General features: G+C 70.9%; 27 protein-coding genes, 1 tRNA gene and 1 other RNA gene. 18 read left to right on the forward strand and 11 right to left on the reverse strand.

Features of this window, described 5'->3' with window-relative positions; genetic code table 11:
* Window positions 1-3: 3 nt before the first annotated feature.
* Window positions 4-924: an FkbM family methyltransferase gene (locus tag VFG42_RS11160; protein ID WP_324908326.1), complete on the reverse strand. Its 921-nt coding sequence runs from the start codon at window positions 922-924 to the stop codon at window positions 4-6.
* Window positions 925-1,243: 319 nt separating this feature from the next.
* Between VFG42_RS11160 and VFG42_RS11165 the strand changes: the two genes are divergently transcribed.
* The 6 genes from VFG42_RS11165 to VFG42_RS11190 all read left to right on the forward strand — a co-directional run bounded on the left by VFG42_RS11165 (window position 1,244) and on the right by VFG42_RS11190 (window position 4,802).
* Window positions 1,244-1,624, forward strand: coding sequence for a hypothetical protein (locus VFG42_RS11165; RefSeq protein WP_324908328.1), 381 nt, complete (start codon window positions 1,244-1,246; stop codon window positions 1,622-1,624).
* A gap of 305 nt (window positions 1,625-1,929) precedes the next feature.
* A complete protein-coding gene (locus VFG42_RS11170; protein ID WP_324908330.1) occupies window positions 1,930-2,598 on the forward strand; it encodes a tyrosine-type recombinase/integrase in 669 nt (222 codons plus the stop codon).
* Entirely contained in the window at window positions 2,556-2,720 is a 165-nt protein-coding gene (locus VFG42_RS11175; protein WP_414642370.1) for a hypothetical protein, read from the forward strand. Before VFG42_RS11170 ends, VFG42_RS11175 begins: the two co-directional genes overlap by 43 nt.
* Before the next feature lie 61 nt (window positions 2,721-2,781).
* Entirely contained in the window at window positions 2,782-3,381 is a 600-nt protein-coding gene (locus tag VFG42_RS11180) for a type IV toxin-antitoxin system AbiEi family antitoxin domain-containing protein (RefSeq protein WP_324908332.1), read from the forward strand.
* The gene (locus VFG42_RS11185) at window positions 3,378-4,259 is read left to right on the forward strand and encodes a nucleotidyl transferase AbiEii/AbiGii toxin family protein (protein ID WP_324908334.1); all 882 of its coding nucleotides are present in this window, start codon (window positions 3,378-3,380) and stop codon (window positions 4,257-4,259) included. The genes VFG42_RS11180 and VFG42_RS11185 overlap by 4 nt, the downstream gene beginning before the upstream one ends.
* 153 nt (window positions 4,260-4,412) lie before the next feature.
* Entirely contained in the window at window positions 4,413-4,802 is a 390-nt protein-coding gene (locus VFG42_RS11190; protein ID WP_324908336.1) for a hypothetical protein, read from the forward strand.
* Window positions 4,803-5,055: 253 nt separating this feature from the next.
* Here VFG42_RS11190 and VFG42_RS11195 read toward each other — a convergent pair whose 3' ends face one another.
* The 5 genes from VFG42_RS11195 to VFG42_RS11215 form a co-directional block, all read right to left on the reverse strand.
* On the reverse strand, window positions 5,056-5,679 hold the full coding sequence (locus VFG42_RS11195) for an AAA family ATPase (RefSeq protein ID WP_324908338.1): 624 nt from the start codon (window positions 5,677-5,679) through the stop codon (window positions 5,056-5,058).
* An 88-nt stretch (window positions 5,680-5,767) separates the two neighbouring features.
* Complete coding sequence (locus tag VFG42_RS11200; RefSeq protein ID WP_324908339.1) at window positions 5,768-7,750, reverse strand: ATP-binding protein; 1,983 nt, start codon at window positions 7,748-7,750, stop codon at window positions 5,768-5,770.
* 62 nt (window positions 7,751-7,812) lie between these two features.
* Window positions 7,813-8,301 (reverse strand): hypothetical protein, encoded by a 489-nt coding sequence (locus tag VFG42_RS11205; RefSeq protein WP_324908341.1) that lies wholly within the window; start codon window positions 8,299-8,301, stop codon window positions 7,813-7,815.
* A gap of 9 nt (window positions 8,302-8,310) precedes the next feature.
* Window positions 8,311-10,002 (reverse strand): hypothetical protein, encoded by a 1,692-nt coding sequence (locus tag VFG42_RS11210; RefSeq protein ID WP_324908343.1) that lies wholly within the window; start codon window positions 10,000-10,002, stop codon window positions 8,311-8,313.
* A 228-nt stretch (window positions 10,003-10,230) separates the two neighbouring features.
* Window positions 10,231-10,302 (reverse strand) — tRNA-Val (locus tag VFG42_RS11215).
* 211 nt (window positions 10,303-10,513) lie between these two features.
* Between VFG42_RS11215 and VFG42_RS11220 the strand changes: the two genes are divergently transcribed.
* From VFG42_RS11220 to ffs, 12 genes are all read left to right on the forward strand, one after another.
* Entirely contained in the window at window positions 10,514-11,308 is a 795-nt protein-coding gene (locus VFG42_RS11220; protein ID WP_324908345.1) for an SDR family NAD(P)-dependent oxidoreductase, read from the forward strand.
* Window positions 11,309-11,310: 2 nt separating this feature from the next.
* Window positions 11,311-11,721, forward strand: coding sequence for a VOC family protein (locus VFG42_RS11225; RefSeq protein ID WP_324908347.1), 411 nt, complete (start codon window positions 11,311-11,313; stop codon window positions 11,719-11,721).
* A 5-nt stretch (window positions 11,722-11,726) separates the two neighbouring features.
* A complete protein-coding gene (locus VFG42_RS11230) occupies window positions 11,727-12,851 on the forward strand; it encodes a C45 family peptidase (protein ID WP_324908349.1) in 1,125 nt (374 codons plus the stop codon).
* Window positions 12,852-12,863: 12 nt separating this feature from the next.
* Window positions 12,864-13,997 (forward strand): spermidine/putrescine ABC transporter substrate-binding protein, encoded by a 1,134-nt coding sequence (locus VFG42_RS11235; protein WP_324908351.1) that lies wholly within the window; start codon window positions 12,864-12,866, stop codon window positions 13,995-13,997.
* 10 nt (window positions 13,998-14,007) lie between these two features.
* Window positions 14,008-14,871: an ABC transporter permease gene (locus VFG42_RS11240; RefSeq protein WP_324908353.1), complete on the forward strand. Its 864-nt coding sequence runs from the start codon at window positions 14,008-14,010 to the stop codon at window positions 14,869-14,871.
* Complete coding sequence (locus VFG42_RS11245) at window positions 14,868-15,662, forward strand: ABC transporter permease (protein WP_324908355.1); 795 nt, start codon at window positions 14,868-14,870, stop codon at window positions 15,660-15,662. The genes VFG42_RS11240 and VFG42_RS11245 overlap by 4 nt, the downstream gene beginning before the upstream one ends.
* On the forward strand, window positions 15,663-16,442 hold the full coding sequence (locus VFG42_RS11250) for a polysaccharide deacetylase (RefSeq protein ID WP_324908358.1): 780 nt from the start codon (window positions 15,663-15,665) through the stop codon (window positions 16,440-16,442). It begins immediately after the preceding gene.
* Window positions 16,439-18,259 (forward strand): ABC transporter substrate-binding protein, encoded by a 1,821-nt coding sequence (locus tag VFG42_RS11255; RefSeq protein WP_324908360.1) that lies wholly within the window; start codon window positions 16,439-16,441, stop codon window positions 18,257-18,259. Before VFG42_RS11250 ends, VFG42_RS11255 begins: the two co-directional genes overlap by 4 nt.
* Window positions 18,256-19,344 carry an ABC transporter ATP-binding protein gene (locus VFG42_RS11260; protein ID WP_324908362.1) on the forward strand — a complete coding sequence of 363 codons (1,089 nt, stop codon included), beginning with the start codon at window positions 18,256-18,258 and terminating at the stop codon, window positions 19,342-19,344. Before VFG42_RS11255 ends, VFG42_RS11260 begins: the two co-directional genes overlap by 4 nt.
* Window positions 19,345-19,428: 84 nt before the next feature.
* On the forward strand, window positions 19,429-20,346 hold the full coding sequence (locus VFG42_RS11265; protein ID WP_324908364.1) for a glutathione S-transferase family protein: 918 nt from the start codon (window positions 19,429-19,431) through the stop codon (window positions 20,344-20,346).
* Window positions 20,347-20,440: 94 nt separating this feature from the next.
* Window positions 20,441-20,566 (forward strand): hypothetical protein, encoded by a 126-nt coding sequence (locus VFG42_RS11270; protein ID WP_324908366.1) that lies wholly within the window; start codon window positions 20,441-20,443, stop codon window positions 20,564-20,566.
* Between the two features lie 13 nt (window positions 20,567-20,579).
* Window positions 20,580-20,848: signal recognition particle sRNA large type (ffs, locus tag VFG42_RS11275), an RNA gene on the forward strand.
* Window positions 20,849-20,909: 61 nt separating this feature from the next.
* Here the strand turns inward: ffs and VFG42_RS11280 are convergent.
* From VFG42_RS11280 to VFG42_RS11300, 5 genes are all read right to left on the reverse strand, one after another.
* Window positions 20,910-21,431, reverse strand: a complete 522-nt coding sequence (locus tag VFG42_RS11280; RefSeq protein WP_324908368.1) for a DUF4232 domain-containing protein — start codon at window positions 21,429-21,431, stop codon at window positions 20,910-20,912.
* Between the two features lie 108 nt (window positions 21,432-21,539).
* Complete coding sequence (locus VFG42_RS11285) at window positions 21,540-22,979, reverse strand: DHA2 family efflux MFS transporter permease subunit (protein WP_324908370.1); 1,440 nt, start codon at window positions 22,977-22,979, stop codon at window positions 21,540-21,542.
* A gap of 110 nt (window positions 22,980-23,089) precedes the next feature.
* On the reverse strand, window positions 23,090-23,650 hold the full coding sequence (locus VFG42_RS11290) for a TetR/AcrR family transcriptional regulator (RefSeq protein ID WP_324908372.1): 561 nt from the start codon (window positions 23,648-23,650) through the stop codon (window positions 23,090-23,092).
* Between the two features lie 34 nt (window positions 23,651-23,684).
* Complete coding sequence (locus VFG42_RS11295; RefSeq protein ID WP_324908374.1) at window positions 23,685-25,061, reverse strand: hypothetical protein; 1,377 nt, start codon at window positions 25,059-25,061, stop codon at window positions 23,685-23,687.
* A gap of 13 nt (window positions 25,062-25,074) precedes the next feature.
* The coding region (locus tag VFG42_RS11300) for a M20/M25/M40 family metallo-hydrolase (RefSeq protein ID WP_324908376.1) at window positions 25,075-26,186 on the reverse strand (1,112 nt) is incomplete at its 5' end.

Raw genomic sequence — 26,186 nt, forward strand, 5'->3', positions numbered from 1 at the left:
CGCTCAGCGCGGGGGCTCGGCGGCGCCGGCGCGCTGGAAGCGCGCGGCCTCCGCGCCGCCGGCGGCGTCGTCATCGGCGGCGGCGTCCGTGCGCTCGGTGACCGCGTCGAGGGCCGGGGCGACGACGTCGGCCCGGTGGTACAGGTCGTCCATCTCCGAGAAGCGCCCGGCCAGGACGTAGCGGTCGCCGAGGATGGCGGTGATCGTCTCGCGCGCCTGGTCGTCGTGGGCCTCGACGAGCAGCCAGCGCGGCGCGTGGCGGTCCCAGTCCAGGCCGGCGAGCGCGGAGGGCTCGTAGCCCTCGAGGTCGAGCGAGAGGAGGTCGATCTCGCCGACCCCGGCCGCGTCGAGCACCTCCGACAGCGTGATCCCGGGGACGTCGAACGCGTACCGCCCGCCCGGGTTGCCCTCGAAGTACTTGTCGGTCCACTCCTGGTCGGAGCGCTCGTCTCCGCGCGCGCCCGAGATGATCGACATCAGGCCCGCGAAGTGCATGCGCAGCGTCTGGCCGCTGCCCGCCGGGTCGGTCAGCGCGGCGCAGACCACGCGCGAGTCGGGCCGGTTGGCCTCCGCCAGCCGCGCGAGGCTCGGCACCGGCTCCACGAGCACGCCGGTCCAGCCCAGCGCGCGCTCCAGGTAGTAGGTGTTGGACTGCGTGAAGCCGTCGTTGCCGCCGGCCTCCACGAACGTCCCGTCCCGACCCAGCAGCGTGCCCAGCCGCACGTCCATCCCGAACAGCGCCGGCGTGGACCGCGACCAGTCGCCCCGGCGCTCCCGCCGTCGCCGATCCGCCCGCCGCAGGGAGTGCGCGACGCCCAGCGCCCGCTCGTGGACGACGCGGAAGCGCAGCGGCGTCCAGGTCAGGAGCAGGTGCATCAACGAGGTCTTGAACCGCGAGTCCCCGGGAACATCGGCGTGAGGCATTCGACGAACACTCCCGTAGCGGCAGGTCCAGGACAATGGGGAAGAGTCCCCATCCGCGGTGCGGGACGCCCCTCGGCGCCCGGGCGCGGCGGGTTTCGAACCTGCGACCTCTCGCGTGTGAATCCGACATTGGACGGACGGCGTAGTGCCTCGTTTGCAGGCAAATTCGCCGCTGAGATCGCGCTCGCGAGGAGCGCTGATTCAGCATTTTGCGGCCTTCTGGGGTGGGTTTCGGCCAGAGAATCGCGCTTTGGCCGAAACCCTCGGGCGACGAGGGCGAGGGTGTTCGGGTCGGTCGGTCGACTGGGGTTGTAGGCCCGTGCGCCTCGACGCCGACATCCCGATCGAACCACTGGAGCAACTGCTCCTGGCTGCGGCCGGCGTCGGCGAGACGCCGCGGCTGCTCACCGTCGCCCAGGTGGCGGCGGTGCTGCACGTCGAGGCCGGGTGGGCGTACGACCACGCCGCGAGCCTTGGGACGTTCCGTCTTGGGTCGGGGTCGCGCGCGCCGATCCGCTTCGAGGCGCGGACGGTTGCCGCGCGCGTGCGGGCGCTGGCCGAGGGGGCGAGCTTCGACCTCCAAGAGCTACAACCTGATGTGAAGCAGCGGAAGGCCAGGAAGAAGCGGGCGGCACGGTCGGCGGGGCTGCTGCCGGTGCGGCCGCGACTCGGGGAGGTGCGGCATGGCACGTCCGCCTAGAGGCGCGGTGGTGGAGTACGAGCGCCACGACGGGCTGATCACCTACTCCTTGCGCGTGACGGCCGGCGGCGAGCGGCACCGTGTGCGGCTCGGGACCCAGGAGGACGGCTGGACGCGCGCGCGAGCGAACCGGGAGCGCGAGGACGTGCTCGCCCGCATCCGTGCCGGCGTCTGGACGCCACCGGTGAAGGCCGGGGACAAGCCGCGACCGGAGGCGCAGACGTTCCACGAGTTCGCGACGGCGTACCCGTGTCCGTCCGCTCGGCAACGAGTCCATCAACAAGACGCTCGGGCTGCTGGCCACGATGCTCGATGTCGCGGTCGACCACGAGATCCTCAGTGCGAACCCCGCCCGCGGTCGTCGTCGGCGGCTGAAGGCGGTTCGGCCTCGGCGGCCGTTCCTGGAAGCCGACGAGGTGCAGTCGCTCCTTCAGGCGGCCGAGCAGCTCGATCATGACCGCGTGCGCTCGAGCGAGCGTGCGCTGTGGGTCAAGCACCTGCGCGACGAGCGAGGGCTCACCTACATCGACATCGAGAACGACTACAACATCCCTCGCGGCTCGGCGTGGTACTTCTACCAGCGCGCCACCCGAGGCCGGCCGGTGGTGCTGCTGCGCCGGACGATGATCGCGGTCCTTGTCGGCTCGGGCCTGCGGGTCTCGGAGATGTGCGGGTTGACGTGGCGCGACGTCAATCTCGACAAGCGCCGGGCAGGACGCCAAGACGCCAAGACGTCGACCGGCGTGCGTGAGGTCGAGCTTTCACCGTGGGTGGTCGACGAGCTGCGCAGCTACCGCACGGTGTTGGGCGATTTCGGAGTGGATGCCCCGGTGTTCCCGACGGCCGCGTTCGGGCGGACGAGCTTCGCCTCGCAGCGGGCAGGGCGGCGCTCGCGGCGGGCATCACACCGCACGCCCTGCGTTGCACATACATCTCGCTGCTGCTGGAGTCGGGGCACCCGCTGCCCTACGTGATGGCCCAGGTCGGGCACGCCGATGAGAGCACGACGTTGCAGATCTACGCTCGTGTGATGAAGCGCCGGCCGCGCGAGGCGCAGCATGCGGCGTTCGATGCGCTCATCGCCGGCGGTGCGTGACCGGCCAACGTGAAACAAAAGCTGCACATGGATGCGTTCCATGCGTAGCATTTGTTCCATCGTGAGACAGGTCGACATCTTGCGGGAGCGGTTCGGGGAGCGGCCGTTTCGCATCTCCGAGGCCGTGGCCGCGGGGGTGAGTCGCAGCACGCTGCATCGGATGCGGGAGGCCGGTGAGCTGACCGCGGTCGGGCGCGGGGTCGTGCAGCTCCCCGGCGCTGGGATGGGGATGTCCTCCGGGTTGGCGGTGGTGTCGGCGCGGGTGCCGCGTGGGGCGATCTGCCTGAACTCGGCGCTGGCGTTCTGGGATCTGACCGACGAGGTCCCTGAGCGGATCCACGTCGCCGTTCCGCGCGGCGCGTATCGGCCTTCGATCGATCAGCCGGCCATCCAAGTTCATGTCTTTGATGCGCGAACGTTCGATGTCGGGCGCGAGCAGCATCGCACCGACGCCGATGAGTTGTTCTGGATCTACTCCGCTGAGCGATCGATCGTCGATGCGATGCGGATGTCGCGTTGGGTCGGGCGTGACGTGGCCCTGCACGCGCTGCGCCGGTACCTGGACCGCGCCGACGCGCAGCCAGCGCGGCTGGCCGAGATCGCGCGGGAGGTCGGAGGCGCCGCGCAGCTGACGCCCGCGCTGGAGGCGTTGCTCAGTTGAGCGACCATGGCGTCGAGGTGTTCAGGAGCTTGCAGGCGCGAGCCCGCGCTGCGCACGGTGGCAACACGCAGCCGTTGCTCGTCGTCTACGCGGTCGAGTCGTTCCTGCGGCGGCTGGCAGCGTCGGATTACGCGGAGCGGATGGTGCTCAAGGGCGGGATGCTGATGGCCGCCAGCGGCGTGCGTCGCATGACCCAGGACGCGGACCTCTCGACCCATGGTGTCGCCAACGATGCTGAGCACGTGCGCGACGTCATCGCCGGGATCTGCTCGCTGGTTCCGGACCCGGACGACGGGATCGTGATCGATCCGACCAGCATCAGGACCGAGGTCATGCGGGAGGGCGACGAGTACCAGGGCGTGCGCTGCAAGCTCGTCGCCGGCCTGGGCAGAGCGCGGATCCCGTTCGCGCTGGACATCTCCTTCGGCGACCCGGGGAGGTCGACGACGATCGCGCTGGAGTCGGTCATCGACCAGCCGGACGTGCAGCTGCGGGCGTACCCGCTGGAGTTGAACTTGGCGGAGAAGATCGTCACCGCCATGCAGCGTCGCGAGACGAGCACCCGCGACCGGGACTTCGCCGACCTGTGGGTGTGCAGCCGGCGCTTCGACTTCGAGGCCGCCGAGTTGTTGGGGCACATCCGCGACGTCGCGGGACATCGTGGGCAGGCGGTCCTGCCGCTGGCCGAGGCGCTGGCGCACATGCCGGATCGCCAGCAGTCCTACGCGGCGATGGTGCAACGCATGTCCTACCTCGCGCCGCCGCCGGAACTCTGGACGGAGCTGCTCGCCGGCGTGATCGCGTTCGTGGATCCGCTCTTGGTCGACGAGACCGGGGCGCTGACGCGATGGAGTCGTGAGAGCGCGAGCTGGCGCTGAGTCGCCATGCGGACATCCTGCCGCTGGGTGGGGGCGAGTTTCGGGGCGCCGCACCCTAGGGCCTTGAGGAGAGCCATCTCTCCGCCGAACTGAAAAAGCGCCCCCGCGACCGTTGGCGCGGCCCGGGGGCATGGCCCAAGGAGCCGTAACTCCATGAGCAGCCCGGACGCTATCCCGTCCCGGGGCGGCGCTGTCGTCGTCCCTGACTACCTGCGCGAGATCTTGCGCCAGACCGCGGAGCGCAAGCTGCGCGAGGCGTGCGATCTGGCGTTCCCGCCCGACCAGCGCGACGAGGTCATCGAGGCCGTCCACCTCGTTGACGCCTTCACCTACGAGCGGGTGACGGCGCAGGTCGTCCTCGCGCTGATCTCCTCAGCGATCGCGTGGAAGCAGAGCGAGACCGTGGCGCCACAGTCCGTGGACGCGGTCGCTCGCAACGAGCGCATCCTCGCGACGATCCGCGAGCTGGTCGAGTTCCGCGACCGGCTCGGCGTCGAGACGCCGTCGTCTGACCTTCCGGACGACCCCGAAGGGAGGTGCTGAAGTCTCAGAGCGCGATCCCGACGTCATGAATGCGCGGCAGTGGTAGAGACGAGTCCAGCGTCGGCGCGTCGCGACCGATGAGTGCCACGGCCTCACGTGTCCACGCCTCACGGGATGAAGGGACGCGGGCCGGGCCCCGAGGACGCGGCGCGTCCGCTCGTCTGGACCGAGCACGGCGACGCGCGCTTCGTCGAGGTCGAAGCTCGCAGGCTCGCCGACGGCGAAGGCGCGCCGGTCGGTCCGGACCTCCTCGTCACCGAGGCGGCAGTCGCGGTGCATGCGGTCGCGCGAGCGCGTTGAGGTCGGCGACGTCGGTGCGGCGGTGGGTGATCATGACCGCATCGCCTGCGTCGGGTCGGCGTGCCGTCTCCCACCAGTCGTCGACGAGCGTGGTGCGTAGCTGCTCGGCTGTGGGCCGGGAGACGAGACGCCCGTGATCGCGGTAGGCCGCGGCCCATGCCGCGACTTTGCCATGGCGGAGTTCGTGGAGGGCCTCTCGATCCCACGGCTGGGCTTGTCGGTGGACTTGGTGCAGCTCGATCGCTCCCAGCTCGTCCGCGAGTCGCCGGAACGCTCCCCCGGCGTCGATCTCAGGGAGCTGGCGGTCGTCGCCGACGAGCACCAGCTTGGAATCGGTGGCTGCGGCGTGTTGTGCGAGGCGGTCGATGGTGCGCGAGCCGACCATCCCGGCCTCGTCGACGACCAGCACCGATCCGCTGATAAGGCCATTGCCTTGATCGATGTCGCGGAGGAGCCCCGCGTTCGTGGTGCTGTCGATCCCGGCGAGCGTCTCCATCTCAACCGCGGCGCGCGCCGCGAGCGCGCAGCCGAACACGCGCGTGCCGTCCTGCTCCCAGAGGTCGCGCGCCGCGGCCACGTCTTCACCGGCGTGTTGGCCTCGGCCGCGAAGAGTCAGTCCGGAACGGGGCAGAACAGTGGCATCACCCCGTGGCCGGGCCGAACGGCTAAGACTCGGGGCCGTCTGGCCGGTCCACTTCGGCGTCCGTCCCGGAGCCGCCGTCCGTGCCAACGTCGAGCATCACCTCCGGGAGGTGTTCTGCGTGCTTGTGACGGAGGTAGTCGAGTGCCTCCTGATCACCTGGGGAGTAGCCCAGCTTTGCCTGCACGAACTTCAAGCGGTGTTCGGCTTCCTGCAAGATGTCTGCCCAGGTCTTGATCCAGATCTGGATCTGGTGGGACTCATATTCGACGGCGAGCCCGAACGGTTTGTTCTTCTGTCGACGGTCCTCGTCGGCGGTTCCCTTAACGCCGCTCGATACCACCCAGAACTCCCAGCGCGTGCTGGACGTGTTGAAGCGGTCGTCCTTGGCAACTGCGAGTGCGTAGTTCTTTGTCTGCTCGAGCTCGGTCGGTCCGACTTCCACCTTCGGACGCTTCAACTCGACCACCAGGTGGTGTCGTTGGTTCTCGCCCTGTGGGATACGAGCGTTGAACATCAAGTCGACGATCCGACGATGGCCCTCGGCATCGACGACCGCAGAGTTGTCCGCGGGAGCGTCACGACCGAGAAGTTGGACATGCCGGGCCAGTACATCGGTCAGGCCTTTGTCGCTAGCAGCGAGCGCGTACTCCTCGCCGAACACCCAGGTCTCCTTCTCTAGAACCTTGTGGAGTTGGGACCGCTCGAGGATGAGCTTCTTCCAATCGGGGCTGGTCGTCATCGCGGCCAGGCCTTGAAGGAACTCCAAGCGGTCGGCGATCGCTGTGGAGGCCGCGATGACGCTGGCGAGCGGCGTCTTCTCGAGCAGGGCGGATAGCTCGGAAACCTTCTCATCGTCCAGGTTCAAGACATCGCGCAGGACGTGATGCAGGGCGCCAGGGCTGCGCTCAAGCGCCTCGCGCAGGAGACGTAGAGACAACTTCTTTGCCTGGCCACGACCCGAGTTGATGATGTCGGACGCCTGGAGCGCCACGAGATCGAAGGTGTCGCGCGTTGCCTCCTCGACGGCGGTCGCCGGCTCGCCCGCGAACGGGTAAACGCCTTCGTCCCGCCACTTGGTCACGAGATGGCGCCGCCGTTCACCCCGACGATCTTCGAAATGCTGGAGCAGCCGTTCACGGCTCGCGTCAAGGACCACCTTGGCAGTGCCGTGGCCCATCTCGATGACGTCGAGCTCATTGAGTTGGGCAACGAAGCCGTCCCACTTAAGGTACGCGGAGTACCGGAAGTCCGAGACCCGGAATCCGGGATCCATCTCGTGCAAGGCGATGCCCGCGCCGTTACACAGGAACAAGCTGCGTCGGGCGCTGACAGACCACTCGATGACCGTCATCGACACCGCCTGATCGCCGACGGCTTCCAGCGTGTAGTCGGCTCTGTAGTTCTGGATCTCGGACGGGTCCAGACGCTCGCCGTCGAACACAATCGTCAAGCCGTATGCCTCGATCGGGAGCGCTAGCTTCGTCATGAGCTGGTGTCGCGGGGCCACACCGTCGAGTCCGCGGACCGGCTGGCCCAGACCTTGTAGCTCCACCCGCGTCCCGGTCGGCCGCGTGGTGGGTGACGGCTCCGAGATGTCGCATACGTCGATGTCATCTGCCGACACCTCGATGACGGTCTCGAAGTTCTCGCCGTCGACGTTCGCCACGGACGTCCACTTCGCAAAACCGCCCTGATCGAAGGCGCTGAATCGTCCCTGCCCGAGCTTGCCGTGCAAAGGACGGTCGCCGGGCGATCTCGCCGCGAGGTGCTTCCAGGAACCTCCCAGCTTCAAGAAGTACTCGCGCGCGAACTCCGGCGTGATGCCGTGCCCGTCGTCTTGGACGGCGTAGCCAACGACGCCGTCGGCTTCGTTGCGCAGGATCTCGATCACGATCTTCTGCGCATCTGCGTCGATCGCGTTCCACACAAGCTCGGTGATCCCGGCCAACGTTGAGCCGCTGAGAGACGCGATGTGACTGCGGTCAAGCTCGACTGAGTAGCGCAAGCGCGCGAGTATCTCAGCGTGGCCGGTCGCCTGCTGCGGCTCGCGGGCTCACGGCAGGAGGATCAGGTTTCGGTGGTGCGATTCCAATCCGCGACGTGCTCGAGGATGACCTCATCGAGATGCTGGAGCTGAGATCGGACGAGCTGACCCGACGCAAGTCGCACATTGCCGTAGAAGCCTCCGGACGGATCAAACGGCAGGTCGTCGATGGCTACGCGAGCCAAGACGCGGGCACGCGGCTTCAGCTCCTTGTCGCCACCCATTCGGTCCTCGAAGTCGTAGCCCGCAGTCTCGGCGGCGTCTTCGATCCAGACGCTGCGGACCCACTCGATCGTCTCGCCACGATTGACAACGATCAGCGTGAGCTGCGACTCGATGGGGTCTCGTTTGGGGTCCTCCCCCCAGGAGACCATCGGCGCCCGCACCGGCTCGGCGCTGTGCTCGAACTCGACCCCGACGTCGATCCGTAGGCGACGACGTTCTCTATAGATCTGCCAACCGAGGCTCCCGGTACCAACAGCTCCGGCGTAGATCGCGACGACGTTCGACACCGGCGAAGCTTAAGCGCCACGGCTTCGTTGCAAGATGATCAACAACTCATCGGGAGTGCAGATCCGCGGTATCTCCGGTGTCAGCCAAAGATCCGGCTCGTCTGAAGGAATCCATTCGGGTGCGGGGGTGCAGACGCAGTACTCGACGTTCTCGACCACCGCTGGTACTTCGAAGTTGGTGCCCTTGCGATTCGTGGCGACGAACGCCGCCAGCGTCTGCGCTTGTCGTACATGCTTCTCGAGGCGCTCCCACCGGCTCTTGAGAGCTGCGTAGTCCCCTGCCTCGATCCGCGGGGTTTGCGCTATGGCCTTGCATTCCACGAGCCAAAGTGTGGTTCCGGCGACGAACGACGCGTCGACCTCGCGCTCGGTTCCGTCAGCGAGCTTAACGCGCCCCGTCTTCCACGGAGTGAGTCCGGCGGCAATGGCTCGTCGGCTGATCTCCTGCTCGAAGCCGCTGCCCTTGACGCTATCTGGATCTCCGGGGATCGAGCCGACTGCTTCGAAGAGCCCAGCGGTCATCTCGACGATGGCGCTGAAGTCGAACACACGCTGGTCGTCGCTGGCGAGGATGAGACGAAAGGGCGAGCGGTTCCATAGATCGATGTCGCGGAGGTCGTCGCTTGAGTAAGTGAGCGCCTCGAAGGCATCCTTGACGATCGTCAAGGCCGAGGGGTGATCGATGGTTTCGTCGAGGAACCGCTGCCACCAGGCGATGACGTAGTCCGCCACGTTCTTGCAAACACCGTCGTAGTGGTAGCCGACGCTGACGCCGTAGTACCCAACGTTGAACATCTGGTGGGCAAGCCGAGGCTCGTTCCGCAGGCCCTTGAGCATGTGGGTGCACAACCCAAACAGCGATGCCAGGAGGGCGTCGGGCGTTGCGCCGATCGCGTCCCGCATCGCGTCCTCAAATCGCACGAGCACCTCGCGCGAGTGGTCAAGGACGAACGGGGCCGGCATGTGATTCGGCGGCCCGTCGAACCGGACGCGGGCGAAGTCCACGAGCTTCTCCGCCGGCTCGCGCAGCGCATTGGACACGAGGCCCCAAGCGGCAAATGGCATAGGGCTGCTCGGTCCGGGTTCCGGGAAGGTGTCAACGTCGACCGCCGCTCCGTGCGAGCTCGACAGCGTGCCGGAAGCGGCGACCCGCGCGTCATACGCCACCATCTTCGCCTGCACGTCGTCAGTTGCGATGGCGCGCAGATCACCGTCAATAACACGAAGTACCGCGCCCTTGCCGATCCGCCGGAATGCCGATGTTGCGTGGTTGAATTCGTACGCCAGGTACTCGAGGGCGCGAGCGTCGACCACATCCTGATCCGTCAGTTTCCGAGGCACGACCATGCGCCCGTCGCTCGCGTCGATCACGTTGAAGTCGCCTTCCAAGCCAGGAAGGCCGTGCTTCAACACAGCGAGTGTCAGCACGCGCCGGTAGAGGGTCACTGTCCAGGGTCGGCTATCTCCGAGAGGCTCTGGCGGGAGGCGGCGGGTCAGGTGAAGCCAGTACATGCGGCTGTGCCGTGATGCGATCTCCTTCATCGCATCTTCCAGGCGCTCGAGGTAGCCGCGCATCGCGGCGGCAGCCTCCGCGCCCTCCAGACCGGTGCCGATGCGTTCGAGTATGTCGCTGTGGAGCGGCGCGGTCGGTGCGACGATGCGCTCGGATCGATCCTGGAGGCTGGTCTCGATCTCGGCCATGCGGGCGGTGACCAGATCAGGGCCAACGGCTGGCACAGCGCCGTGTGCAGACGACATTGGCAGGGTGTAGCACGTGGCCCGTTGTGAAGCGTCCGGCGGACGCAAGCGGCGGTACCCTGCCCGCATGACCCGAGTTTCGGCCAACGTTTCGGCCAACGCACGGGATTTCGCCTCCGCGAGCATCAACGCCCAAACGCGGAAGGCCCCGCTGAGCGGGGCCTTCCAGGATGGGCGCGGCGGGTTTCGAACCTGCGACCTCTCGCGTGTGAAGCGAGCGCTCTCCCACTGAGCTACGCGCCCTCAGAGCTGGGTCAGTTTAGCTGGAGGGCGGGATTCGGGGCTTGTCGGGGGCGGAGGGCCGGTTTGCGGCGGGTTCGTGGGCCGTGGCGGTGGTGGTACGTCAACCGGCGTATGGCGTTCGCGGGCCGTGGGACCGCAGAATGCCGTTCGTCGGCGCTCGTCCCCACGGTGGGCGTCGGCGGGAGATCAGACCGCAAGGGGAAGGACCGTCGTGGAGCTTGAAGGGAAGATCGCCGTCGTCACCGGCGCGGCGCAGGGGAACGGGCGGGCGATCGCGGAGCTGCTGGCTCGCGAGGGCGCGCAGGTCGTGCTGGGCGACATCGACGAGCCGACGCTCGCCGAGGCGGTCGGCGCGATCGAGGCCGCGGGCGGCCGGGCGACCGGGGTCCGCTGCGACGTCACCGACGCCGCCGACGTCGACGCGCTGATCGCCGCCGCGGAGGACCTCGGCGGCCCGCACGTCGTCGTCGCGCAGGCCGGCGGGTTGTTCGGCGCCACGATCGAGGGCACCACGCCCGAGGTCTGGGACAGGATCATGGCCATCGACGTCAAGGGCACGTTCTTGACGGTCCGCGCCGCGCTGCCGCGCATGCGCCGCCTCGGCGGCGGCGCGATCGTGACGATGTCCGGCACCTTCGCCCACTGGGCCGAGCACGGCGTCGCCGCGCACTGCGCCGCCAAGGGCGCGATCCTCTCGTTCACGCGCGCCGCCGCGATCGAGGCCGCGCCCGACGGGATCCGCGTCAACGCGATCGCGCCCGGCTACGTCGCCACGCCGATGGTGGAGAGCTTCTACGCCGAGGCCGCCGACGGCGCCGAGCTGCGCGCCCGCGTCGAGCGCTGGCACGCGCTGGGCCGCATCGCCACGCCGCAGGAGATCGCCGAGATGGCGCTCTTCCTCGCCTCCGACCGCTCGTCGTTCTGCACGGGGCAGACCTACGTCGTCGACGGCGGGATGATCGCGGGCGTCAACACGCGCGAGGCGCCGCTGGAGCGGGGCGTCTAGCGATGGCCGTGACGCTGGGCCGCTTCGACAACATCGACGTGTTCTGCGTCGACGTCGAGAAGATGGCCGACTTCTACCACGGCACGCTCGGCCTGCCGTACCTGTTCGAGCGCGAGCCGGGCTGGTTCGCCGTCCAGGCCGGCGACGTCACGTTGTACTTCTTCCCCGGCCAGGGCGAGCACCCGCGCCTCTACGGGGACGACAGCGACGACAGCCCTCCGGGCTTCGAGTCGTTCTCGTTCGCCGTCGAGGACCTCGACGCGGCGATCGCCGAGCTGGACGGCCACGTCGAGTGGACCGGCGACGGGATCCGCGACTGGCACCATCCGAGCGGCACGTGGTACCGCTTCCGGTCCTTTTACGATCCGGAGCGCAACAAGATCTACATCACCGAGCCGCACAAGGTGGGCTAGGCGCCGTGCCCTACGACCACGTCCAGGTCTCGGGCTCGGCCTTCGAGCGGGGCCGCGCCTACGGGGCCGCGGCCCGCGCGCGGGTCCAGCGCTCGCTGGAGGGCTACGAGCGCGCCTTCGCCGCCCACGCGGGCTGGAGCTGGGCGCGGGCGCGCACGGCGGCCGAGCGCTACCTGCCCGCGCTGACGACCCACGCGCCCGGCTGCCTGGACGAGATGGCCGGGATCGCCGCGGGCGCCGGCGTCGAGCCCGAGGACATCGTCACGCTCAACGCGCGCACCGAGGTCATGGCCGCCGCCTGGGTCCGCGAGGGCCTGGCCGCCCGCGCGACCGACGGCTGCTCGGGCCTGGCGCTGCTGCCGTCGCGCACCGCGTCCGGCCACACGCTCGTCGGCCAGAACTGGGACTGGCTGGTGCACGTGACCGACACGGTGGTCGTGCTCGAGGCCCGGCAGGACGGCGACGCCCCCAACTACGTGACGGCCGTCGAGGCGGGCCTGCTGGCCAAGACCGGGATGAACGCCCACGGCCTCGGCCTGTGCACCAACTTCCTCTTGACGCCCGGCGACGACGGGGCGCCGGGCGTCCCCTACCACGTGACGCTGCGCCTGCTGCTGGACTGCGCGAGCGTCGCGGAGGCCCGCGCGCTGCTGGACGAGCTGCCGCGCTCCTCCTCGGCCAACTACCTGCTCGCCGACCCGCACGACGGCGGCCACGCCGTCGACGTCGAGGCGATCCCCGGCGGTCCCGAGGGCCTGCACGACCTCGCGCCGGTCGACGGCTTCGTCGGCCACACCAACCACTTCCGCGCCGCGGCGGTGACCGGCCTGGACGCGGGCGGCTCGCTGATGCCGTCCAGCCCGCTGCGCCTCCGGCGCCTGACGACGCTCGTCGGCGCCCACGAGGGCCCGGTCGACGAGGACGTCGTCCGCGCCGCGTTCGCCGACCACGACAACTTCCCCAACGCCGTGTGCTGCCACCCGGACCCGGACCTCGACGAGGCCGACCGGGACGTCACGGCGGTCTCGATCCTGATGGACCTCGACGAGCGCCGGGTCTCGCTCGCCGACGGGAACCCCTGCACGACGCCGTACCGGACGCTCGACTACTCGGGCCTCCTGTCTATCTGAGGAGAACCTGCCATGAGTGGCTCCCCGCGCCCGTTCACGCGGCGCACCGCCCTGAAGACCACCTTCGCGGCCGGCCTCGGCCTGGCCGCCGGCGGCCTCGCGGCCTGCGGCTCGTCCGGCGGCGGCGCCGCCGGCGCGGCCTCCGGCGCCGCGCCGAAGGTCAAGCCGGTCGCCGACGGCGACCTGACCTGGTTCACCTGGGAGGGCTACGTCGACCCCAAGGTCGTCAAGGCCTTCGAGAAGGAGCACGGCGTCAAGGTCAAGCTGACGTTCTTCGACTCCGACGACCTGATGGTCCAGAAGCTGGCCACCGGCCTGCCCTACGACCTCATCACCACCAACTCGGCCTACAACAAGCGGTTGATCGCCGGCGGCCTGGTGCAGCCGTTCGACTTCGCCCAGCTCAAGAACAGCGGCGAGATCGTCAGCTACTTCCAGGCGCCGCCCTACGACAGGGCCGAGCACCGCTACTCGATCCCCTACGGCTACGGCCCGGCGGGCATCCTCTACCGCAGCGACAAGGTCACCAGCGCGGCCGGGTCGTGGAGCGACCTGTGGAACGCGCCCGAGGCCAAGGGCAAGATCTACGTCATCGGCCAGGTCGACGAGACGATCGGCCTGAGCCTGATCCGCAACGGCGACTCGGTCGTCTCCGGCGACGGCGGGCAGGTCACCAAGGCCGTCGACGAGCTGCTCAAGCTCAAGCCGAGCCTCGGCGGGATCTCGGCCGACATCGAGGGCGACATCGGCGGCGGCAACTCCTGGATGTCGCACGCGTGGACCGGCTCGGCCTTCCGCGCCATCCAGGCCTCCAAGCAGCCCGAGAACCTCAAGTTCGAGTTCCCGAAGGAGGGCATCTGCATGGGCTGCGACACGCTGTCGATCGGCGCCAAGGCCAAGAGCCCGGGGACCGCGCTGCTGTTCATGGACTGGATCCTCAAGCCCGAGAACTCCTCCAAGAACGTCACCTACACCGGCTACCCCAACGGCACGACCAGCGGCGACCAGGCCTACGGCGACCTGATCAAGGACTACCCCTTCCTCGACCTCGGCGCCGACGTCCTGGCCAACGCCAAGTGGAAGGAGTCGGCGACCGGCGCGCGGCTGTCGCTGTGGAACCAGCAGTGGTCGCGCTTCAAGGCCTGAGCCGGACGCCGTGGAGCGCTTCACCCGCATCTGGAACGCCCTGCTGACCCCGGGAGCCCTCGTGCTCCTGGGGCTGTTCCTGGTGCCCTTGGCCCTGGTGGTGGTGTTCTCGTTCGGGACGGTCGACATCCTCGGCCGTCCCGTCCTGGGCTTCACCACCGACAACTACAGCCAGGTCTTCCAGTCCTACAACCTGCCCGCGGTCTGGCGGACGGTCCTGTTCAGCCTCGCCACGACGGCGATCTGCGTCGCGCTCGCCTACCCGGTCGCCTACTACTGCGTGCGCTTCGCCGGGCGCCTGGGCCCGGTCATCATCGTCGCCGTCGTCGCGCCCTGGCTGGTGGACTACCTCGTCCGCATCTACGCCTGGCGCACGCTGCTCAGCGACGGCGGCATCATCAACAACCTGCTCGGCGACGTCGGCCTCGGCCAGGTCCACGTCCTCGGCACCTCGTGGGCGGTGATCCTCGGCCTCGTCTACGGCTACCTGCCGCTGATGATCCTGCCGCTGTACGCGACGCTCGGCACGTTCGACTTCCGCCTCGTCGAGGCGGGCAAGGACCTCTACGGCACGCCGCGCGCGGTGTTCGCGCACGTGACGCTGCCCGCGTCGCGGCCCGGGATCGTCGGCGGCTGCCTGCTGGTCTTCCTGCCGGTCCTCGGCGACTTCGCCACCGCGCAGTTCCTCGGCGGCCCGAACACGACCATGGCGGGGAACCTGATCGCCTCGCAGTTCACCGAGGCGGGCGCGCAGACCGTCGGCGCGGCGTTCGCGGTGGTGTTGATCGTCCTGCTGGTGGCGACGCTCGCGCTCACGTTCGGCCTCGCGCGCCGCGGGCTGGCCGCGGCGGCGACCGCGGGGGCGGCGGCATGAGGGAGCGTCCGCGCGTCCTGCGCCTCGTCACCGCGCTGGTGATGGCCTTCCTGCTGCTGCCGGTCGTCGTCGTGGCGGTGTTCTCGCTCAACGGCGAGCGCTCGCTGGTGCGCATGGGCGCGCTCGACACGCGCTGGTACCGCACGCTGGCCCACGACGGCGACGTGCTCTCGTCGTTGGCCTACAGCTTGGAGATCGCGGTCGCCACCGCCGTCATCTCGACCGCGCTGGGCACCGCGCTGGCGATCGGCCTGCGCCGCGCCTCGCGCGTGCCCGCCCGCACGACCGACGCGGCGATCCTGCTGCGGCTCGTCGCGCCCGAGACCGCCACCGCGGTCGCGCTGCTGCTGCTCTTCACCCAGCTCTCGATCCCGCTGTCGACCGGCACGCTGCTGGCCGCGCACGTCGCGCTGACGCTCGCGTTCGTCGCGGTGCTCGTCCGCAGCCGCCTGGCCAACCTCGACGGGCAGCTGGAGGAGGCGGCGCTGGACCTGGGCGCCACGCCGCTGCAGGCGATCCGGCTGGTGATCCTGCCGCTCGTCGCGCCGGCCATCGCCGCCGGGGCGCTGCTCTCGTTCGTGTTGTCCTTCGACAACTTCATCACGTCCTTCTTCGCCACCGGGATCGGCACCCAGCCGCTGCCGGTGCGGATCTACTCGATGCTGCGCGTCGGCGTCACACCGGAGGTCAACGCCATCGGCGTTCTCATGCTCGCCATCGTCACGCTCGTGCTCGGGGGCTCGTGGGCCGTCGGCCGGGCCGTCTCCAAGCGCCGGGGGGTGAGGATCTAGATGGACGTCGCGCTCACCTTCGACTTCGACGCGGAGGAGGTCTGGATCTCCTCCAACCCGGCCAACGCCCACCGTCCCGGCGTCCTCTCGCAGGGCACCTACGACGCCCGCGTCGCGGTCCCGCTGCTGCTCGACCTGCTGGCCCGCCACGAGGCGCGCGCCACGTTCTTCGTCCCCGGCAAGGTCGCCGAGCGCTATCCCGAGCGGGTGCGCGAGATCCTCGCCGGCGGCCACGAGGTCGGCCTGCACGGCTACACCCACACCTCGCCGGCCGACCTGACCGCCGCCGAGGAGGAGGCCGAGCTGGTCCGCTCGCGCGCGGTCCTGGAGGGCCTCGGCGCGACGATCTCCGGCTATCGCTCGCCGTCCTGGGACTTCAGCCCGGCGACCCTGGAGCTGCTCCAACGCCATGGCATCGCCTACTCGTCCAACCTGATGGACGACATCAAGCCCTACCGGCACGCGGGCTCCGGCCTCGTGGAGCTGCCCGTGCAGTGGCTGCTGGACGACGCGCCGCACTTCTGGTTCAGCGACGAGTCGTTCGTCAAGCGGATCGCGCCCGCGGCCGAGGTCCGCGCGATCTGGGAGGAGGAGTTCCACGGGATGCGCCGCCTGGGCGGGACCTACATCTTGACCATGCACCCGCAGTTCATCGGGCGGCCCGGCCGCCTGGCGATGCTCGACGCCTTCGTGGCGTTCCTGCGCTCGCACGACGACGTGACGATCGCGCCCTGTGCCGAGATCGCCGCACGCTGCGCCGATAGCCTGGTCGAGCCGTGACCCCACAGTACGAGCCGATGTCGATCGTCCCCGGCGAGGTCGTGCTGCCCAGCGCCCAGGTCGACGAGGCCGGCCGGATCCGCGAGGTCAACGACGGCCGCGGCCGCCGGCTGCTGGACGCCTACCCCGCGCTCGTCGAGTACGCGCGGGCGCTGCTGGCGCTGGAGCTCGGCAGCGCGCGGTTCGTGTGGGCCGACGAGGAGGCGACGCCGACCGCCTGGTACGCCGTCCACGTCCAACGGCTGCCGCGCCCGGTCGACCAGCCGGCGACCGCGCTGGTCGAGTTGGTGGCCATCGAGGCGCCCTACGGCCTGACGCTGCGCGAGCTGGACGTGCTGACGCTCGTCGCCGGCGGCCTCAACAACCCCGAGGTCGGCGCGCACCTGCGCACCAGCCCGCGCACGGTCTCCAAGCACGTCGAGCACATCCTGGAGAAGCTCGGCCAGGCCACCCGCGCCGGCGTGGCGTCGATCGCCATCCAGCACGGGATCCTCCGGCTGCCGGTGCCCGGCGGCGGGCGCAGCGTCGACGGCCTCGTCGTCGGCGCGCTGGACCAGCACGTCCGCCGCGGCTTCGACGTGCCCAGCCGCCATCGCAAGCCGCCGCCGCTGCCGCGCTCGCGGCCGCGCCCGTACCTGATCGGCTCGGCGTTCCCGCTCGGCGGCCCGTCGCGCGGCGAGGGGCTGGAGATGACCAACGCCTCGCGGATGGCGATCGCCGAGATCAACGCGCGCGGCGGCATCGCCGGGCGGCCGATCGAGCAGGTCGTCGTCGACGTCGAGATCACCGAGGCCGGCGGCCCCACCGCGGCGCTGCAGCGGCTGATCGACCTGGAGGTCGACGCGATCACGGCGGGCTACGACTTCGAGGAGGGGACCGCGACCTACGAGCGCATCGGCGCCTACGGCTGCCCGGTCCTCAACACGATGACCTCGGAGGTCGTGGCGCAGATGGTCTCCCACGAGCCCGACCGCTTCGGCAACGTCTTCCAGGCGGTCCCGACCGAGATCCACTACGGCAGCGGGTTCGTGCGCACGCTGGACGAGCTGGAGCGGCGCGGCTGGACGCCGCGCAACCGGCGCGTCGTGCTGATCGAGACCGCGATCCAGGGCGGGCGCGCGTCGTCGCCGGAGACGCTGGACGCGGCCGAGCGCTCGGGGTGGACGGTCGACGCGATCGTCACGGTCCCGACCTACGAGGTCGACTGGGCCAGCGCGCTGGCCCAGATCCGCGCCACCGAGCCCGCCGCCGTGCTGTTGTTGCACTTCGTGCCGCTGGAGGCCGCGCGCTTCCAGCTGGAGTTCCTGGCCGAGCCGACCGACACCCTCATCTACGGCGTCTACGCGCCCTCGGCCGCCGAGTACCTGCCCTTGGTCGGCGACGCCGCCGAGGGCATGCTGTGGGCGACGGTCAGCGGCTCCTACGACGATCGCTTCGGCCGCGCGTTCGCCACGCAGTACGCCGACACCTACGGGTCGCCGCCGGGCCGGTCGGTCGCGGGGCTGTCCTATGACCAGGTCCACCTGCTGACGCAGGCGTGGGCGCGCGTCGGCAACCCGCGCGCGTTCGACGACGTCGCGCGCGAGCTGCGCCGGATCGTGCACCGCGGCGTCAACGGCTCCTACTTCCTCGGCCACGAGCGCCAGTGCGCGCTGGCCTATCCCGACGAGACGCCCGACCCGACGCTCGGCCAGGCGCAGCTCGTCTTCCAGATCCAGGACGGCCGCCAGCGGATCCTCGCGCCGCGGCCGTACGCCGACGCGCAGTTCCGCGTGCCGCCGTGGTTCGGCGCGCGCGAGGCCAGGAGCGACCGATGAGCGACGACACGACGCCGCCCGCCGTCCTGCGCGGCGTGACCAAGCGCTACGGCGACGCCGTGGCGGTCGACGGCCTGGACCTGGAGATCGGTCGCGGCGAGTTCCTGTCGTTGTTGGGGCCGTCGGGCTGCGGCAAGACGACGACGCTGCGGATGCTCGCGGGCTTCGAGGTCCCCGACGCGGGCACGATCCTGCTCGACGGCCGGGACGTGACGTCCGTGCCGCCCTACCGGCGCAACGTCAACACCGTGTTCCAGTCCTACGCGTTGTTCGAGCACCTGAGCGTGGCCGACAACATCGCCTTCGGGTTGAAGCGCTCGAAGGTCGGCCGGGCCGAGATCCGGCGGCGGGTGGGGGAGATGCTCGAGCTGGTGCAGCTCGCGCCGCGGGCCGAGAGCCGGCCGTCGCAGCTCTCGGGCGGCCAGCAGCAGCGCGTCGCGCTGGCCCGCGCGCTGGTCAACCGGCCCGCGCTGCTGCTGCTGGACGAGCCCTTGGGCGCGCTGGACCTCAAGCTGCGGCGCGAGATGCAGATCGAGTTGAAGGCCATCCAGCGGGAGCTGGGCATCACGTTCGTGTTCGTCACGCACGACCAGGAGGAGGCGCTCAGCATGTCGGACCGGATCGGCGTGATGAGCGACGGGCGGCTGCGGCAGCTCGGCACGTCGGCCGAGATCTACCGGCACCCGGCCAACGCGTTCGTGGCGGGCTTCATCGGCACGTCGAACCTGATGCCCGCCGAGGTCTCCGGGGCCGACCTGCGCGTGGCCGGGCGGCTGTCGGTCCCGCTGCCGGGCGGCCGCGGCGGGGCGTTCGCCGACGGCGCGCATGTGCTCGCGTCGGTGCGGCCGGAGCGGCTGCGGGTCGTGGTCCCGGGCGGCGAGGACGGCGACGGCGCCGCGCGCCTGGGCGCCGACGTGGTCGACGTCGTGTACCTGGGCGCGACCACCAACGTCCTGCTGGACGCCGGCGCGGGGATCCGGCTGATCGCGACCACGCTCGGGGACGGCGGCGCGCCGATCGCGCGCGGCGGCCGGGTCGACGTCGTCTGGGATCCCGCGGACACGCTCGTGCTGGAGGCCGCGTAGGCGGCATCCGCGCGCGTGGACGTTTCGCGTCAGCGTGCCGCCGGCGCCGTGCCGGCGGGCGGATCGTGTCCTAACGTGCACGCCATGTCGAAGGCGCAGTTCAGCAAGGAGAGCGACGGCGAGGGGCGGTTCGTCCGCCAGGAGAGCCGGTTCCGTGAGTCCGTCATGGAGCGTCCGCCGGCGGGCCGCTACCACCTGTACGTGTCGCTGGCCTGCCCGTGGGCGTCGCGGACGGTGATCGTCCGCCAGCTCAAGGGCCTGGAGGACCTGCTGCCGATGACGGTCGTCGACCCGATCCGCGACGAGCGCGGCTGGCGCTTCGACCCCGACCGGCCCGATCCCGTCAACGGCTTCGCCTACCTCAAGCAGGCCTACGAGCTGACCGATCCGGACTTCGCGGACCGCGTGACGGTCCCGGTGCTGTTCGACGTCGAGGCCAACCGGATCGTCAACAACGAGTCGGCCGAGATCGTCCGGATGCTCAACGCGTGGTCGGAGGTCGGCCCCGACCTCTACCCGGAGGACCTGCGCGTCGCCATCGACGAGGTCAACGACCGCGTCTACCACTCGGTCAACAACGGCGTCTACCGCGCCGGCTTCGCGACCAGCCAGGAGGCCTACGAGGAGGCCTTCGACGAGCTGTTCGCGACGCTGGACTGGCTCGACGACCGCCTGGCGACCAACCGCTACCTGCTGGGCGACGAGATCACCGAGGCCGATTGGCGCCTGTTCGTGACGCTCGTGCGCTTCGACGCGGTCTACGTCGGCCACTTCAAGTGCAACCTGCGCCGGATCGCCGACTACGAGCACCTCTCCGGCTACCTGCGCGACCTCTACCAGCAGCCGCGCATCGCCGACACGGTCGACTTCGACCACATCAAGCGGCACTACTACCTGACGCATCCGCAGATCAACCCGACGGGGATCGTCCCCAAGGGCCCCGAGCTGGACCTGTGGGCGCCGCACGAGCGCGAGCGCCTGCACCGCACCCGCGCGGCCTGAGCGCGCCGCGCCGGCGGGCGCTCATCCCACCCGAACGTGTGGTCTGTGCGCCGACCGACACAAGATGACGCCCGCGTCAGGAATACTTCGTTCTATGTCCGCTCGTCCCGCTCAGCCCGTCCCGGCCACCACGGCTCCGGGCGGCAACGTCTACGTCGGCCCGTCGCTGTCGTCGTCGCTGCTGAAGTTCGTCGCCGCCCTCGCGACCGCGCAGCGATAGACTCCGTCGCGGACCGTGCTAGGCGGGGAGGTAGCGGTGCCCTGTCGCTCGCAATCCGCTCTAGCGAGGCCGAATCCCCTTTTGAGGGGTGTGGCCATCGGGGCCTGCGCGCCGTGGCGGCGTTGATGGTCCGGGTCCCGCGCGACGACGGCTCGTGAACCAGGTCAGGTCCGGAAGGAAGCAGCCTTAAGCGATCACCGGCGGGCGCAGCGGGAGCTCCCGGTACCGGAGCCGCCCTCCGGCGTGGCGCCCGGGGACCGCATCTCGATGAAGGGTGCACGGTCCACTGACTTGCAACGACGAAGGGCCCGCTCACCGAGCGGGCCCTTCGCGTATCCGTGGATCAGGCGGCGCTGACGGCGGTCACCGACAGCTGCCGCGCGACGCGCATCGAGCAGGCGAACCCGCGCCGGGACACGAAGGCGGTCGTCCTGGTGTTCGGCGGGAAGACGCGCAGCCCGGCGACCTTCTGGGCCCGGCAGCGCGTCGGCGGGAAGTCCGCCGCGTGGGCGACGCGCAGCGTGGCGACCGCGCGGGCGCGGGGCGCCAGCACGACGCGCCGCACCGCGACGCCCGCGGTCCGCTGGGCCGCGGCGCCGACCTGACGGCCGTTGGGGCCGGTCACGAACGAAACGCCCGGGAAGCCGACCATCGCGCAGGACGCCTTGCCGGTGTTGGTGAACGTCAGCAGCTCGAAGGTCGACCCCGCGGCCTGGCCGCCGGGACTGGCGGCGAGCGCGACGTGGAGGTTGCTGGTGCGGCACGTCGGCGTGCGGGTGCTCGTGCGGGTGGCGCCCGCCGTGGGCGCGGCTGCGACCAGGGCGAGCGTGCCGGCGGCGAGGAGGGTGGTGGGGAGAAGTCGCATGGCCTCGACGTTCCCGAACGCCGATCGCGGCAACAGCGAACAGCGCGGGCCGGGTCCGCCGCACGAGGCGGGCCCGGCCCGGGGTGAGCGCGGTCCGGCGCGGCACGCTCAGGTCGCCGCGGGCGCGGCCGTGGCGACGCCCTCCGCGGCGGCCTCGTGGCGCGCCGCCGAGCCCGGGATCAGCAGCGCCAGCAGCGCGCCGAGCCCGAGCACCGCGGCGCCGATCGGCAGCGCGGCCGTCATGCCGTCGACGTAGGCCTGCGGCGACTGGTAGCCACCGTGGGCCGTGAAGACCGACGCCAGGATCGCCACGCCGAGCACGCCGCCCAGCTCGCGGATCGCGTTCGTCGCGCCCGACGCCTGCCCGGCCTCCTCCGGCCGCACGGACCCCAGGACGCTGTTGGCCGCCGGCGCGAAGACCAGCGCCATGCCCGTGCCCGCCAGGACGAACGGCACGATCAGCGCGGAGTAGGCGACCGTCGGGGTGACCACCGTGGCCAGCCAGCCGATCGCGATCGCCTGCAGCGCCAGCCCGCCGGCCATCAGCGGCCGGGCGCCGATCCGGTCGCTCATCAGGCCCGCGACCGGCGCGACGAACATCGGCATGATCGTCCACGGCAGCACGCGCAGCCCGGACTCCAGCGGCGACAGGCCCTGCGTCGTCTGGAAGAACTGCGACAGCAGGAAGATCGAGCCGAAGACGCCGAAGAACATGGCCAGCGACGTGCCGTTGGTGGCGCTGAAGGCGCGGGAGCGGAAGAAGCGCATCGGCAGCATCGGCGTCGCGGTGCGCAGCTCCCAGGCGACGAAGGCCGCCAGCAGCGCCGCGCCGGCGCCGATCGAGCCGACGATCGTCGCCGACGTCCAGCCCAGGGCCTCGCCGCGCACGATCCCGTACACGACGCCCAGCAGGCCCACCCCGGCCAGGCCGATGCCCGGGAGGTCGAGCTGCTTGGCGGGTCCGCGCGACTCGGTCAGCAGGCGCGCGCTCAGCGGCACGACGGCCAGGCCGATCGGCACGTTCAGCCAGAAGATCCAGTGCCACGAGATCCCGTCGACGACCGCGCCGCCGACGACCGGGCCGAGCGCGACGCCCAGGCCGCTGATGCCCGACCACGCGCCGAGCGCCAGGCCGCGCTTGGCCGGCGGGACCGCCTCGGAGAGCAGCGTCAGCGTGAGCGGCAGGACGATCGCCGCGCCGACGCCCTGCACCGCGCGGGCGGCGACCAGCGCGCCCGTGGTCGGCGCGAGGGCGGCCGCGGCGCTGGCGGCCGTGAAGAGGCCGACGCCGAGGCCGAACATCCGCCGCCGGCCGAAGCGGTCGCCGAGCGCCGCGCCGGTCAGCAGCAGGACGGCGAACGCCAAGGTGTAGGCGTTGACCGTCCACTCCAGGGACTCCAGCGACGCGCCGAGGTCGACGCGGATCGTCGGCAGCGCGGTGCTGACGACGAGGTTGTCGAGCGTGACCATGAACAGCGCCACGCTGACGATGGCAAACGTCCAGCCGGCGCGCGGGCGCGAGCGGGACGCGGAGGGGGAGAGGGTCATGGGGTCGGCCTCCTGGACCGGGGGTCGGTGCGACGGGAGAGGAAGAGGGAGTGACTGGTCACTCACTCGATGGCGAAAAAGGGGGAGCGGGGAGACATGGGGTCAGAGGGTCAGCAGACGCGCAGGGTCGAGGCCCACTCGCCGTGCTCGTCCTGGGCGCCGATGGCGGCCATGACGTTGAGGAGCATCCCGGTGGCGAAGAACGCGTGGGCGCGCTCCTGGTCCATGCCGGCCTGCTCGCGGGCCAGGTCATACAACTTGGCGAAGAACGTGCGCGAGACCTCGGCGACCTCGGGCATCGACGCCGCGGCCGCGAACTGGTGGATCTGGGTCATCAGGACCGTGCGGTCCTCCAGCAGCTCGCCGTAGGCCTCGCCGATGACCTCCTCGGGCTCCTCGCCGGTGGCCTTGGCCTGGGCGGCGCCCTTGAGGAAGACCTCCTCGATGCGCTGGTTGGAGCGCTCGACGACGGCGAGGACGAGGTCCGTCTTGGTGGGGAACAGCCGGAAGAGGTAGGCCTGGGAGATGCCGGCGGCCTTGGCGACCTCGGTCGTCGGCGTGCCCAGGAAGCCCTTCTCGGCGAACACCGTCATCCCGGCCTCGAGCACGGCCTCGCGCCGCTCCTCGGCGGTCGACAGCGTGCGCTTGGTCTGGGTGGCGGAAGGGGTCATGCAGGTGTGAGTATGCACTCACTCACACCTGGTGTCAAGCGCAGGTGTCGTAGAGCGTCCAGTAGCGGCCGAAGACCGACGCCCGGACCGGCGGGGCGGGCGGCAGCGTCTTGTCCTTGTCGCGCGCGTCGAGGACGAACTGGTCGGCGATCGCGGGCGACGCGGGGACGAAGGCGGAGCCGGTATAGCGGCCGGCCTCCTGCGCGGAGACGATGTCGCGCGGGGGCCGGTCGGTCCACAGCGCGAGCTGCGGGACCGCGCGGCGGTTGGGGACGCTGAGGGTCGGGCAGCGCGCGTGGGGTGCCAGCTCGTGCAGCTCGTCGAGGATCTTGGTCTGCGTGACGAGCGCCGCGCGGGTGGCGTGCAGGCGGCTCACCTGCGAGGGGACGAAGGCGAGCAGCGCGACCGCGGTCAGCGCCGCGCCCGCGATCCACCGGCGGCGCCACGGGTCCGTCCGGCCCAGCTCCAGCCAGCCGAAGACGCCGGCGGCCGCGAAGATCGCCAGGATCGTCGCGGGCAGCAGCAGGTAGCGCGTGAGGATCGACAGGCCCGCGGCCGCCAGCACGCAGAACGCGACGATCGCGATCACGCCCGCCGCCGCGCCGAGCAGCACGCCGCGGCGGTCGCGCAGGCGCCACAGCGACAGCACGCCGCCGATCGCCGCGCCGAGCAGGACGGGCTCGCGGAGGATCTCGCCGAGGCGGCGCGGCAGCGTGCTCGGCACGTGCCGCAGGCCGGTGATCCGGCCCAGGTCGGCGGCGGTGTCGCGGGTGCCGGTGAGCGAGTGGATCGGGTTGCCGGTGATGAGCAGGTCGCTCAAGCACCACAACAACGGCGCGGACACCAACAACGCCACGTGGGTCCGCGTGAGCGCGCCTCCCCGCCACAGCCAGACGCAGTAGGCGAAGGCGAACAGCCACGCCTCGGGACGCAGCAGCCCGGCCAGCGCGATCAGGACCAGCGGCCACGTGCCCGCCCGCGGTCGCCGCGTCTCGATCAGCAGGGCCCCCAACAGGAAGCAGATGTAGGGGATGTCGACGTAGGCGCGCACGCCGTAGGAGAAGACCGGCTCGCGCGTGAGCACGATCGCCGCGGCCAGCACGCCGGTCGGCCCGTTGAACCACGCGCGCCCCAGCTCGAAGGTCAACCACCCCAACACGCCCAGCGCCAGGAACGCCAGCACCTCGAAGACGCCCAGCGAGCCGAGCATGCCGACGACCATCGCCAGCGGATGCGGCGTCGGCGCGAACGGCACGTCGTAGTCCGGCACGCGGCCGTGCAGGAGGTCGTTGCCCCAGACCGTCGCGTAGGCGGTGTCGTAGTTGACGAAGCGCGCCGGGAGCGCGACCAGCCAGACGACGACCGCCAGCGCGATCGGGACGAGGACGTGGGGGGCGAGTCGCCGCTCCATGCGGCGCTGGAAGCTACTGATCGCCGAGCGCGGCCAGGCCGATCAGCATCTCGCGGCCCGCCGCGTAGCCCAGCTCCAGGCCGCGCTCCCAGATCGACTCGTTGGGCGCGTGGATCGGGTCGTCGGGCAGCGTGAAGCCGGTCACGATCGCCGGGATGCCCTTGGCCGCGAAGTCCGCGACGATCGGGATCGAGCCGCCGGAGCGCACGAACGCGGGCGCGTGGCCGGTGGCGCGCTCGATCGCCCGCGCGGCGAGCGCGATCGCCGGCGTGTCCACCGGGAACAGCGAGGGCTGGGCGGTGTGCGAGGAGACCACGTCGAGCACGGCGCCGTCCGGCAGCCCGGCGCGCAGCAGCCGCAGGACCTCGGCGCCCATCGCCGCCGGGTCCTGGCCGGGGGCGAGGCGGATCGAGACCGTCGCGCGCGTGACGGCCGGGATCACCGTGCGGGCGTCGCCGGCGACGACCTGGTCGACGTCCAGCGCGGGCTCGGCGCCGTTGCGCTCGACGTAGTCGGGGCCGGCGCCCGGGTAGGCGGGGCGCGCGCCGGAGGCCTTCAGCGTCTCGTCGCCGTCGGGCAGCCCGGCCCACGACGCGCGCTCGGCGTCGGCGACCGGGGCGATGCCCACGCGCAGCTCGTCGCGCAGCAGGCCGGTCTCCGGATCCGGGAGGACCTGCGCCAGCGCGCCGTGCAGCGCGTGCAGCGAGTTCAGCGCGCTCCCGCCGAAGAGGCCGGAGTGCAGGTCGCGGTCGGCGCCGCGCACGTCGAAGGTCGTCAGCACGACGCCGCGCAGGCCGATCGTGATCGCCGGCAGCTCCGGCGACGCCATGCTCGAGTCGTAGACGATCGCCGCGTCGGCGCCGCGCTCGTCGGCGGCCAGCCAGGCGGCGATCGACTCGCCGCCGGCCTCCTCCTCGCCCTCGATCGCGATCCGGACGTGGACGGGCAGCTCGCCCGCTTCGGCCAGGGCGCAGGCGGCGGCCAGCAGCGGCAGGAAGTTGCCCTTGTCGTCGGCGGCGCCGCGCGCGTAGATGCGCCCGTCGCGGACGGTCGGCTCGAACGGCGGCGTGTCCCAGAGGTCGAGCGGCTCGGCGCCCTGGACGTCGTAGTGGCCGTAGATCAGGA

Origin of the sequence: Baekduia sp., assembly GCF_035685985.1 — a bacterium.
GTDB lineage: Bacteria > Actinomycetota > Thermoleophilia > Solirubrobacterales > Solirubrobacteraceae > Baekduia.